Origin of the sequence: Rickettsia sibirica 246, from assembly GCF_000166935.1 — a bacterium.
In the GTDB taxonomy this organism is placed as follows: Bacteria; Pseudomonadota; Alphaproteobacteria; order Rickettsiales; family Rickettsiaceae; genus Rickettsia; species Rickettsia rickettsii.
In genome coordinates, this window is sequence record NZ_AABW01000001.1 from 1,137,514 (window position 1) to 1,150,056 (window position 12,543).

The following is a 12,543-nucleotide window of genomic DNA, read 5'->3' on the forward strand; positions in this document are numbered from 1 at the left end:
ATTGACAAAATAAACCTAAAAAAACAAGTTTTTTGTAGGTTTTACTGGATTCCCGCTTTTGCAGGAATGACATAGAGAGCATTTACCGGTCCACGCAACAATGCTACGCGGGAATGACATAAAAATCGTGCGGGTAATGCTACTCCACAATAATATTGCCTATAACACCACGATAGTAAGTTTGAGGGTCGTACATAGCTTCACTGTAAATAGCAGGAGTAGAGAATATGCCCTTATTAACTGCTTTGATTTTATACTGATGCGTCATTTTTTGATCAGAAATAGTACCAAAAATCATAACTCTATCATCACGATTATTTATATATATCGGTTTCCATATTATTACTTCCTGCGTGCGTTCTAATATATTTATGTGGTTGTTATCCGGTAAAAGCTCGAAGCCTGCTGGTAATAAATCAAGTAGCACCACATTGCTCAAGGTTTTATTACTACCTGAACGCATGGTGATTTCCACCGTAATATTATCACCTAATTTTACTTTGCTAACCTCTTTATTATTTTCATCGAGATATTTTTTTGTTATTTCTATGCCTTTAACTATCTCTTTATTTTCTGTTAATTGCTTATCATAGCCTGAAATTAAAAGCTGATAGAAAAAGCCGTTACTTGAGGATGTTAAGTCGATATTCTTATTTTCTACTGACAGCTCAGCAATCATCACTTTATTGCCTGTTAAAGTAACTTCTTTATCTGTAGAGGTTACTTTAATAGTAGCCTCATCTACATGATTTATTTTATCGGCATAGGCAAGACTTGCCATAATAGCATAGCTTGCGGATAGGCTATTATAGTTATCTTTAGCAAAAAGAGCGATATCCTGTACAATTTTTGGGTCAAAGTCTTTTAACCGTTCTGGAAAATGCATAGAAATTAAGTATAAATACTGACTATATTTTATTAGAGGATTGTAATACTGATAGTCTGTTTTTGATATAGGTTTATTTAGAGTAAATCTGTCTAATAATTTCTCCGCTTCTTCATTCATTTGCAGTATTTTATAGCTAGCTGCTAAATAAACGCTAGTCAAATCATCTTGCCATGTATTTTTATGGTACTCGTCTAAATATTTTAAAATATTTGCAATATAGCTTGTAGTAATAACGCTGTTTTGCGTCAGGATATAAACCGCATATGCCTTTTCTCTTGCTTCATCTAAGGAGTTTATTGATCTGTTAGCCATATTCTCTAAATAGTAAATACCTTGATTAAATGTATCACTTGGAACGGCTAAATATCTAGTTGCTCCCTCGCTTAAGAAATGCATAGCATAAACGGAAATAAATGGATCGGAATCGTCATTAAAATTGTTCCAATATCTAAATCCACCGTCATAATTTTGACGTTCTGATAAAGTTTGAAATATTTTTGATAATGATTCATCCATTTTTTTACGATCAGTTTTAAGAATCTGAACTAGTTCTTGTTCATTATATAATAAAATATTAGCAAAATTTTGGCTTATTAATTGTTCAGTGCAACCATAAGGATAATTATCTAGGAAATCTTTAAAGCCAGAAATAATAGCTAGCGGTGATTTAGAAGCGGAAATTTGTAGTTTAGCAAATTCAGGATATACATCCCGTAAGATTTTTAAATTAGCCTTGTTGTCTGTAATAAAGCCTGTATTAACTGTTGTAACGCTTGGACTAGCAGGGCGAACGCTCGTAGTACTAGTTAATTCGGAGCTATGTACTACTGCCATAGATATTATATCCGGCTTTAGGTGATTTATAGAAGCCATAACCTTTAACTCTGCTGAACCGAGTTGATCAGTCGCTTTTAATTTAACATTAATAGTAGCTTCCTTATTTTCGTCTATCGGGATCTCTTTAGGATAATCTAATATTTTAAGTCCTTCACTTGTTTCAATATTTAGAAAAACCTGAGCATTTCCTGAATCTTTTAGGTTATTAAATATTGTTACCGGTACTGTAAATTCATCATTTGGAGCTACAAATAAAGGTAAATTTGGATTGATAATAAGATCGGATTGGACTAATAAATCAGCTTTGGAAGTTCCTATAGAGTCAAGGCTTGAGGCTACCCCTATAACTCTTAAAGTGCCGTTAAAATAGCTTGGTATATCAAATGTGACTTCTCTCTCATCAAGATCTGCTTCTAAAATTCCTGACCAAAATGCTACGGGAGGTTGGCTTTTTCTTTTAAACGGATTAAGGTTTCGAGCGACATTTATACAACCGTCTCCGGCAGGAGCCGCCATATAAGCTTTCATTAATAAAGGACGCTCAGGTAATATTAAATCCATGATTTGTGATGTTCGGACTTCCAAGGCTTTATCGTTAATAAAGTAATTAAGCGGGTCGGGAGTTTGATAACCAGCAAATGATAATATCCCTGCATCAACAGCAAATATTATTATTTTACCGGGATTTGTAGTACGGTAACGAATTGCTAGCTTTTCTCCCGATTTGATTTTTGCAGGAAGTGTTAATCCAATATCTTGTTTATGTTTATAAATGCCCGCAGTAAACGGTACTACTGCATAGCTAAACGGTGATATAAAGATTTCCGTAGCTTCTATGTCTCTTATAAATTGTACATTTACATATCCTTTACCCTCAAAGCCGTCAGGAATTTTTATTTCTTGAATGCTATTATTTTCATCAGCTTTAAACCATTCAAAATTATGTACTTTATCGGTCTCGATAGTAATTAACCCATAACCTGTATAAGGAGTTATAATATTTAAAAGAATAGTATCGCCGGCTGTATAATCATCTTTATCAAGTTTAACTTTTAAATTTGCTTTGTCTGTTAAATTAGCCGTAACATTTCCTTCACCTATTACCGAAAATTCAGCTTGGGCAAAGATTGTATCTTCTTTATCGGTTAAGTAAATAACGTAATCGCCTGCTTCTTTAGTAGGCACTTTATAAATATAACTTTCGTTTGCCGTGATATTAATTTTGTCAGAAGATATATTAGTCTCAATAGGTACTGAACTGTAAGAATAATTACCGTTACTGTCTGCTACTAAGTTATTTACATAATTAATCTTTTTTAAGTTAAGAGTTAAATTAGGTGCAGCTACTTTTTCTGCTTTATTTGATATGGCTATGAATTCTATTGCCGCGCTTGTTTTTGTCTTAATATATTTTAGATCGCTATCGCTTCTAAATCCTATAATATAAGGCAGAGGTGACACTATAAGCGATTTGCTTGCGTTTACGCTTCTTCCTGAATCAGGCTCAAATCCTTCTGCTGAAAATGTTAGATTAAAAGTAGCGTTATAATATTTCTCAAGGTTAAGGTCAAAGTTTGCCGTACCTTTAGAGTCGGTAGTAATATCTCCTAAGCGTTCGTAAAAAAACTCTTTATTTCCTTTGCTACTATAAAATTTATATTCTTTAAATCTAGGTACGAAAAACTCGGTAGGTCTAATATCAATAAAGCCGCTGACTTTTCTATTTTCTGCAGGAGTGCCGTAAAGATTTATGAGATTAACGGTTGCTTTAAGATCTTTTGGATTCGTCCATAGCTCATCTTGTGAGTTATTGAAGTTTATGTTTATTTTCATGCGGTCAGGCTGAAAATCACCAACCCTGACAGACACGCTATTAAGATAGTTATTGCTGCCTTTATCTCCTACTAAATATAAGCTTATATTGTATAAGCCGGTTAAGGCATCATCAAGCGTTGAGAATAAATATTCGCCGAATCCTTCTGCATCTAGAACTATTTTACTTTTATCTATTACTTTTCCTCTAGGGTTAGTTACTTGTATTTCTAAAGGTAAGCCGTCAAATTTTCCTTGCCAGTCGGTTTGTTTGAGCATAATGCCTATGTGACCTTGCTCGCTTGGTCTATAGATGCCACGATCGGAAAATAAATAAGCTTTTAACCCTTGATCAGAACTAACGGCTCCTGCTACATCAAACCGAGAATAATTAACTTGTCTATCAATTCTACTATACGGCATAAATGAAAAATCATCCTTAGTAGTTAATATATAAGCCACTGGAGTTTTTTCTTTTGAAAAATCATTTATATTTGATAAAACGGCATGTCCTTTACTATCGGTTTTGCTGCTTACTAACACCTCACCGTTAAGTCCTATAATATCTGCTTTTACGCCTCCAGCCGGTTTACCGTTACTGATATAAGAAACAAAGATATGATGCGTCCCGGTTTTATCAGTTTTTACTATACAACCAAGATCGGTAACTAAAATTAATCTTTTATCTTGAGATATAATGTTATTATTGTCTTTAGCATAAACTTTTGCTAGAAATAACCCCTTGGAATAGCTGCCTGCTTCTTCTAAATTAAAATATTTACTGAAATCTAAATCGGTATAATGCGGTAAATTTAAATTTTGAGAGTTCACTATTACTTCCTCTTGAAATACCTCGGAAATATTATACTCATTAAAGGTATATTCATTTATAAAAGTCGGGTTTTGGAAAATATTATATCTATTTGTTTGGCTGATTAAATGATTAACTTCTTGCTGATTAATCTTATCGATTTCTAAATATAATTTATCTATGCCAAGTGAATATACGGGAAGCTTTCTTTCGCCGGCTAATGAAAGAATAGAACCGTCGGACATTAGCTTAACTTCTTTAGGGTTATCCGGTATTTGTACGATTTGAAAATAATCTGAGCCGAGTGTTAAATTATCCGATGTTTTAACACCTTGATTTACTTTAACAAGCAAAGCTCTTGAGGCAAACGTATCTACTTTAAAACTATGCATAGTAGTAATGCTTGGGACAGAAGATAAAAGCTCAAAATTTATTTTTTCACTCGATTTAAGAATATCATCGGTTATTTCTTTCGGATTTTGCCATTTATAGTTTTTTTTGCCTGCAACTCCTAAGAAAGCCGGCTTATCCTGCGGTAATAAAAATAACTCTAAATGTTTTTTTATTTCCTCACCCGACACCGGTGTATTTGTGGTAATTATAATTATCTGTTCCGGTTTTAGTTTATCATCTTTAACAATTGTAGCAGTACTATTAGTGATTTTTAAATATGAGGATAGACTTGGAATTAATACATTTTCTTTATAAGAATATCTTATGTTATTTGGCGTCTTATTATTTAGATCTTTTACATTTTTATATGTGAAAACTTCTCCGCCATGTAGAGGTTTAACACCGTCTTTTATAATTACGGAAATTGTATCTTCTTTATCTGTAAGCGGTGGTATATTAGTAATAATCGTAGCTTCCGTATTATTGGTATTGAATTTGATAGAAAACGGTAATTTTTCTTTAGTTGAAGATTTTATAAACTCTATTCTTTCCTCTAGAGTTTTAGGATCGATAGGATAGTTAAAAGCTATTTTAGTTTGAACGAATTTTTTGGAAATATCGATATTATCCTGTAGATAATTCATTTCTTTAATAATAGGAAGTAGTGGTAAAGTCGTGAAACTTATATTATTACTTTTTAAACCGACAAAATTAGGGAATATATAATCTTCGATAGTAATCTTATAAGTTTGATGAGCTACAAAATTGCTTTCTGGAGTAAAATTTATGTTATACCACCAGCCAAATCGCCATTCTCCTTTAATATCAGGTGAAATAGATATGTAATCATTGATTTTTTTTCCGTTAAGCCCTAGCTCTCTTTGTGGCTTTGTACACCATTCTTTAATTCTAGAGTCGCAAAGGTCAATATTTAACGCATTTTGTCCTGCTAACAGATTTTCGTTAGTTAATTTAAAATATAAAGGTATTTTTTCGTTAAAGCTTGCAGCAATTAGTTGTAAATTTATTAAACATATGAAAATAGTAAATACAAATTTGCAGAAAATATTTTTCATATCTATAGCTTATTATTTATGATAACTTCAATTATATATAAATAAAATTAAGTAAAGTAATGAATAAGGATATTTTGTTCAATATTCAGCAAAAGTTTTTTTGTTATTTGGACAAGAAAAGTGTTATGAGATTATCATAATACTCGGATTTACTATATTAGGAGGCAACTATTTGCACAAGCTATTTGTGTATTACTTTTCACTACAATTTTAAATATATTGTTAAAATATACATTTGAAATATCTTTGAATCCTGCTCTAAATATTAAAGGTTTTGCTTTCCCTAGCGGTCATATGAGCAGCGGCGCAGTATTTGACGGTTGGTTTTTTGCAAATATTATATATTCCTTAATTAAGAATAATAATAGTAGTGATTTTAACCGGTATGGGATTTTCGCTGATTTATAAGGGCTATCATTATCCGTTGATATTATTGCATCTATAACAATTGGAATAATGGTTATTGCTGTTATATATAGTGTAACCAAAGAAGAGATTATTCAAAAATACCCTTATATGTTTGGAGCGTTTTTATGGCTATTAACCGTACCGATGGTAGCTTATCTTAAAATTATTGACGTGAATTGTCTTGCTTGGGTATGGACGGTATTTTGGGGATTACTCGGTTTTACTATTTCTGGGGGGCTGTTTTATAAATATTTTGATTTTCCTCAATCAAAATTAAATCGTTTTATTAATTTAGCTATCATTGTCGCTTCAGTAGCTTTGATTGCATATATTAATTATCTATTCAAACAATATTTGGGATATAAGTTTTATTTAACTTGGTTCTTAATAGGTTTTAGTTTTCCACTATCGGTGAGATGATGCCATATTCATATAAGATCAACGCATTAGTATATGAAGTGAGTTAAGTTGTACTTCATTTCCTTATTTATCGTATAAAGCGAAATTTCCTATTGACTTTTATATAAAACAGTATAAGTTTCTTTACAATTTAATTTTTTATAAAGACATTATGCTCGGCTATGAGAAAGAACAAAGCAGCTTAAATCGTAATCAAAAAGAAGCAATAGGTTTATTATCTGTTGGTACATTTCTTGAATATTTTGACCTTATGCTTTATGTACATATGGTAGTAGTATTCAATGAATTGTTTTTTCCAAAGGCTGATCCAAAAGTAGTTTTTATTTATTCATCTGCTTTTTGTTCAACATATTTATTAAGACCTTTTGGAGCTTTTTAATATTTGGTTGGATAGGAGACGCTATAGGACGTAAAACAACAATTATTACTACCACCTTGTTCAATGTCTATATCTTGTGTAGCATAGATGATGTGAAGAAAGATGAGTCTCCCAAAAGACAAAAAATTGACCTTAGTCGAAATGATTTATTGTTGCAGAAAATTAAGAATAATGATCCTGAAATTGTTTGTGTAGAACTACCTTATGAAGAAGATAGTAGTTTTTTGTCAATTGTAATTAAAACTTTAGAGAAAAATACTGTAGTAAAAGAAATTGATTTATATGGCAGCAACCTTAGTAACGATGATATAAAAAATCTAAGTAAAATTGTAAAGTTAAATCAAATATCACATTTAAATCTGAATTCTACTTCTTTAGATAGTGAAAAAATAAAAATTCTTATTGATGCTTTAGCAGATAATACCTCTCTTGAATATTTATCTTTAAATTCTATTGCGCTGAAAATAGAAGATTTAAGAATATTAATAGATGATATTAAAAACCACCCTAATTTAAGTTCTTTAGCATTAGGTAGTAGTGAAGTAGGAAATAAAGGAGCAGCAATTATTAGTGAGTTGTTTCATTCAAAACTACCGTTAAAATCCTTAGATATAGGACAAATGAATATTACTGCCGAAGGGATAGACGTTATCGCAAATAATATTAGCAGTGCAAAATTAATGTCATTAAATTTAGGGTATAATAACCTTAGAAACGAGGGAGTCATAAAATTACTGCATGCTTTAATGGCTAATCAATATATTAAAGAATTAATATTAAATGAAACAAGAATCTCCGAAAAAAGTGCAGAAGTAATTGAAGGTTTTTTAACCTCACGCCTATTGATACTTTAGATTTAAAACAAATAACTTCATCTGCTTTAAAATTAAATCCATGGTTAAAAACTCTAAATCTTAATAACAATAATTTAACCCATAATAATATAAAAGAACTTACTACTGCATTAACCGAAAATAAAGCGTTAGAAACTTTACTCATAAGCAATAATATTGAAATAGGAGATCTAGGTTTTGAAACAATAGCGAACATCAAAAAAACAATTCTCTAAAAAAATTAGCGCTTATGAACATTAAATTAGGAGATCTAAGAGATAATAACATAACCAATTTGGGTGCGGAAAGCTTAAAAAGCATTCCAGGTAACATGATGATTTTAGTAGACGGTAATGATATTGATAATTCAATATTTGAGAAAAGCGTTGAGGCTTTAGGAGAAAATAATTAAAATTATAAAATAATATTTATATGGCAAATCTAACAAATGCACAGAAAGAAAGGTTAACAGTAGAGTGTGTTAAATATGTAGATAGCCAGACAGTAGAGGAATCATAAGAGATAAAAAATCGAGAGAGGCTTTATTAAAAAGTATTATATTAAACGAATCTATATCTGCCTTAAAAATCCTTACTGAACACTATAAGAAAAAAAATAATAGTGAAGCCCTGGATGAAAGTTTTGAAAAATTAGCAGTTCTAGCGGTTTTAGCAAGTAAAACAGAAAAGATTATTCCAAAACAACTTGTTCCTTATATGGTATTTCATGTTGGATTTGCTGACGAGCATCCTACCCACAGGTTATTCAATGACAACAACAACTCAAATCTGCAGAATTTTGCATATGCTTTCCGTACTCGACTTAACTCAAAGATTATAAAAGAAAATGATACTCCTTTACAAAATAGACGCTTTGATGCCTTAGGTAGGTTAATTCAATATAATAGCCAATGTAGTGCCGTATGTTTTGATGGCAAACAAATTTTAGTAGCGTTCAACGAATTACATAATTCTAGTGTGAACACAAATAAAGTTGAACAAATTGAGACACATACCACAAAAGTTTTTAAATATTTACAAGATTATGCTACTTACACAGCTTTACCTACAGAAGAGCAAAAAAATTTTCTATAACAACAAAATCTATCTACTCAACGAAAAGCGCTACTTCTAGATGTTGCACAATATTATTATAAAAATAATAGCGACCATAAGGATATATTACCACGTATTTTGCAAGAGCTAGAAAAATATCCGAATAATAATCAAGAGGTTCAACAAAAAGTCTGTAATGTAACCAGTGTAAGTCCAAAAGTAGTGAAGGCAGTAGCTAGAGCTAGAAGAGATTTGATGAAATGAGAAGATGCATTAAACCCTGATACTATTGATGCAAGTAAAAAATTTGTCCATTCAATTATTGAAGCTATAAAACAACCATATAAAATTGTATTAGATGGTCCACTTAGCGATAAAGCTCATGCTGAAATGAGAATAATACAGTATATAAAAGCACAACTTCCAGATCGTGATAATCAATTAAGTGCAGAAATATAATACATAGGATTGTCTAAATTTTGTTGTATTAGTTGTGATTTAATTATAAATAAAGAAACGAAAAATGTAGATTTGCATTTTACTGATAAGAGTAAACAAAAACACTTAATACCGCTTAATATTACTACTAGCGGAGGAAATGGAGTAGGATATGAATGGGATTTAATAGATGCTATAAGAAAAAATCCTGACTGGTTAGAGGATTTTCTAGGTAAAACAGCATATGAAAAATATAACGCTTTATCAGAACAGGAGAAGAAAATAGCAATTAACGGTATAGTAAGATATATAGGCAAAGGGGAATTAAAGATTAAGGACACCCCGCTTAAAATAAACCCGGAGAAAGAACATAGCAAAGATAAAGAACATGAACCTTTGAAAAAACAGAGACAAAAGAAATTGACTGCTGACACTTCTTCTAGTGAAGCTGAAGCAAAAAATGAACCTAGGCAAAAGATAATTGCTGCTAAGTACAATGGAAAGCTTTAAACGATCAGTCAAAAAGCAATATCTCAACTGGGAGATAACTCTATATAGAAGAAAAATCTTTATTTCCCGGGAATAAATGTGTTTCTTTCTTGCTTAAATCTCACTTGGTAAAGCTAAATCCACCTCGCTCAAAATATAGTCCGTTCCAGCTTACGGCATTTAACTAAGCCTTTAAGTTCTTTATCCTTTACATAGGTAATTGTGTTTAAGAAGTCAAGATAAGAGCTAACTTTTTGGCTTTTCCTTTTTTTACAAGTCTTGTATAAAAAGGTTTAACTGCAGAATTATATCTTACAGACGTAACAGTTGCCATATATAATGCTGCCCGCATCGTTTTTCTACCACCTTTAGTTTTTCTAACCTAACACTTAAACCTGAAAAGCTTGATTTTATGCTGCGTCCACCGTTTGATTCATTCATAAAAGTGAAAGAAATTGAAGAATGGTGCACCCGAGAGGAGTCGAACCCCTAACCTTATGATCCGTAGTCATATACTCTATCCAATTGAGCTACGGGTGCCTAAGTTTGAAGTACTTATTTCTAAGCCTTATTTCTTGTTGCTAACATACGAAGAAGCATATATAAAAGCATAGCATTTGTCAAGAAACATAGAGTGTTCTTATGTTTCTCTGAATAATAAAATATAAAAATTACAATTAATAGTTGAATTATCATATTATATATTGTATATAGAGGTTCATAAATTGATATGAGAAAAAAATGAATAAAATAAAATTAATCATAATTTACTTACTTTGGATTAATATGACTGCACAAGCAGACAATATATCAGAAAGTGCTAAAAAAAATTTAGCAGTAATTAACTTTTGAAATGTTGAGGAAAAGTGGTAGAAAGGTAATGTAATAAATTGTAAGTCGGGAGAAACTTTATTAGAAGAAACAGAAAAATATAATTCTCCTAAGTTAAAGCGTTTGACTCATTGTAGTTGTTTTGCGTATGCTGCTAGTGCAGCCTTGGGGCTTCCAAATCAGTCTCTACCATCCTGAAAGCGATAAAATTTTTATACCTTACTTTATCAAATAAGCAAGCTGAGTGGCTTGAAACAGACCGAATAAAGAACGGATGGCATTTTGTTAAAGCAGGAAATCGTGATGATAGTTTTATTCAAGCACAAAAATTTGCTAATCAAGGATATTTTGTTGTATCCGTATATAACAATGCTAATCCAAAAAGAGCAGGGCATATTGCCGTTGTAGTACCAAGTAGTAAGGATATAGAGAAAATAAAAATGAAGGACCGGACACGGCTCAAGCCGGTAATATTAATTTTTCCTGTAGCTCTTTGAAAAAGGGTTTTAGGAATAAAAAAGATGCATTTAAAAACAACGAAATAAAATTTTATTATTATAAAATATAACAGATATCAGTAAGGTAACCGGACAGTTTTTATTCTATGTCATTCCCGTGGGGCATTGCCTGTATGGATCGATTTCCTGTTGTCATACCGTGGCTTGACCACGGGATCCATAAATATGATAAAAAAAATACTAGTATTTTTAACTGGACCCAGCAGGTACAGGCTACGGGGTGACAATGGTGGAATCGATCTACGCGGGCAATGTCTTCCTGCAGCAGCGGGCATCCCCAGTGTTTTAAGTTATTTTTTTGGATACCGTGGTCAAACCACTGTATGACACAGTGGATTTTACTGATTCATGCAACAATGTCTTGCGGGAATGACACCGATTTATGCAACAACGTCCCTGGTTTGCAGGAATGACATAATCAGTTTTTTTAGTTATTGGCTATTTTAGAGATTTATGCAACAGCATCTACTCATGAAATTTCTATGCTACCGACTAGATCCACTTGAGGAGTTTTGCTGTAGCTTGGTAAGTTATCATACACAAGATGAGCTAAGCCGGCTATTCCGTTTACTATTCCTGCTGTATTTTTATAAGCAAATTTTGCTGCTTCTATTCCTGTATAAGTCGTATTTTTTAATAACTCAAATGTGTTCTCCGGCGAATATGCAAGAGCTGTTCCAACACAAATCCCCATAGCAACTGTAGGATGAGCATAAAATCTCCATGCAGCCGTTGATATTGCTGCTTTTACAAATATTTGCATGATAATCTAATATATCAAGTATTGACAAAGTACTTACATTCTTTATAACATTGAAAATGTTTGTATTATGAGTATCAAACTAGATTCTTACGAACAAGGTATTGAAGATAATTTTGAAAAGCAGCAAAAAATTGATGATAGAAGTGAAATAGCTTTGCTTCAAAAATTTGCAAAAGCACATCTTAGTAAAAAAAGATCTGTTACTATTAGGATTGCAGAACATGACATAGAAGCAATAAAAATTAAAGCTTCTAAGTATGGTTTGCCTTATCAGACCTATCTTAATTCATTCAGACCCTACTAAACTCTAAATATTATGACCAAGTATAGATATAATCATGAAAAGAACGTTAAGTGATTGAATGAGCGTGGTATAGGCTTTGAAGAAATAATACAGTCGATTGCTGATAGTAATTTATTAGATATTAAATTACATCATAATCAAGAGAAATATAAAAAATTTTATATGTTCAAATGATTGCGTAAGTATATGCAGTACTTTATATAAAAGGTGATAAAGATGCTATTTTCCTTAACACTTTATTTCCTAGCAGAAAAGCAAAAAAGGAATTTTTAAAAAATAAGAAATAA

10 protein-coding genes, 1 tRNA gene and 1 pseudogene are annotated in these 12,543 nt (G+C 31.6%); 9 read left to right on the forward strand and 3 right to left on the reverse strand.

What is annotated here, in order from left to right:
- Nucleotides 1-139: 139 nt before the first annotated feature.
- Nucleotides 140-5,818, reverse strand: coding sequence for an alpha-2-macroglobulin family protein (locus RSIB_RS00500; protein WP_004998142.1), 5,679 nt, complete (start codon nucleotides 5,816-5,818; stop codon nucleotides 140-142).
- A gap of 219 nt (nucleotides 5,819-6,037) precedes the next feature.
- Here RSIB_RS00500 and RSIB_RS10010 point away from each other — a divergent pair, with 219 nt between their 5' ends.
- The 7 genes from RSIB_RS10010 to RSIB_RS00475 all read left to right on the forward strand — a co-directional run bounded on the left by RSIB_RS10010 (nucleotide 6,038) and on the right by RSIB_RS00475 (nucleotide 9,861).
- Nucleotides 6,038-6,226, forward strand: a complete 189-nt coding sequence (locus RSIB_RS10010; protein WP_026053106.1) for a hypothetical protein — start codon at nucleotides 6,038-6,040, stop codon at nucleotides 6,224-6,226.
- Between the two features lie 48 nt (nucleotides 6,227-6,274).
- The gene (locus RSIB_RS10015) at nucleotides 6,275-6,646 is read left to right on the forward strand and encodes a hypothetical protein (protein ID WP_004998144.1); all 372 of its coding nucleotides are present in this window, start codon (nucleotides 6,275-6,277) and stop codon (nucleotides 6,644-6,646) included.
- Between the two features lie 151 nt (nucleotides 6,647-6,797).
- Complete coding sequence (locus tag RSIB_RS00490) at nucleotides 6,798-7,025, forward strand: hypothetical protein (protein WP_004998146.1); 228 nt, start codon at nucleotides 6,798-6,800, stop codon at nucleotides 7,023-7,025.
- Nucleotides 7,026-7,117: 92 nt separating this feature from the next.
- Nucleotides 7,118-7,879 carry a leucine-rich repeat domain-containing protein gene (locus RSIB_RS00485; protein WP_004998148.1) on the forward strand — a complete coding sequence of 254 codons (762 nt, stop codon included), beginning with the start codon at nucleotides 7,118-7,120 and terminating at the stop codon, nucleotides 7,877-7,879.
- A 229-nt stretch (nucleotides 7,880-8,108) separates the two neighbouring features.
- The gene (locus tag RSIB_RS09270; protein WP_014410841.1) at nucleotides 8,109-8,270 is read left to right on the forward strand and encodes a hypothetical protein; all 162 of its coding nucleotides are present in this window, start codon (nucleotides 8,109-8,111) and stop codon (nucleotides 8,268-8,270) included.
- A gap of 304 nt (nucleotides 8,271-8,574) precedes the next feature.
- Nucleotides 8,575-8,952: a hypothetical protein gene (locus RSIB_RS00480; protein WP_004998150.1), complete on the forward strand. Its 378-nt coding sequence runs from the start codon at nucleotides 8,575-8,577 to the stop codon at nucleotides 8,950-8,952.
- Nucleotides 8,953-9,381: 429 nt separating this feature from the next.
- A complete protein-coding gene (locus RSIB_RS00475; protein WP_004998151.1) occupies nucleotides 9,382-9,861 on the forward strand; it encodes a hypothetical protein in 480 nt (159 codons plus the stop codon).
- A gap of 442 nt (nucleotides 9,862-10,303) precedes the next feature.
- On the opposite strand, the gene RSIB_RS06615 is transcribed toward RSIB_RS00475, so the two are convergent.
- Both RSIB_RS06615 and RSIB_RS00470 read right to left on the reverse strand, forming a co-directional pair.
- Nucleotides 10,304-10,380, reverse strand: a tRNA-Arg gene (locus RSIB_RS06615).
- 1,278 nt (nucleotides 10,381-11,658) lie between these two features.
- The gene (locus RSIB_RS00470) at nucleotides 11,659-11,952 is read right to left on the reverse strand and encodes a hypothetical protein (protein WP_004998152.1); all 294 of its coding nucleotides are present in this window, start codon (nucleotides 11,950-11,952) and stop codon (nucleotides 11,659-11,661) included.
- Between the two features lie 67 nt (nucleotides 11,953-12,019).
- Between RSIB_RS00470 and RSIB_RS07105 the strand changes: the two genes are divergently transcribed.
- Together RSIB_RS07105 and RSIB_RS08875 are read left to right on the forward strand one after the other, a co-directional pair.
- Nucleotides 12,020-12,256: a CopG family antitoxin gene (locus RSIB_RS07105; protein ID WP_004998153.1), complete on the forward strand. Its 237-nt coding sequence runs from the start codon at nucleotides 12,020-12,022 to the stop codon at nucleotides 12,254-12,256.
- A gap of 54 nt (nucleotides 12,257-12,310) precedes the next feature.
- Nucleotides 12,311-12,543 (forward strand): annotated as a pseudogene (locus RSIB_RS08875) (hypothetical protein).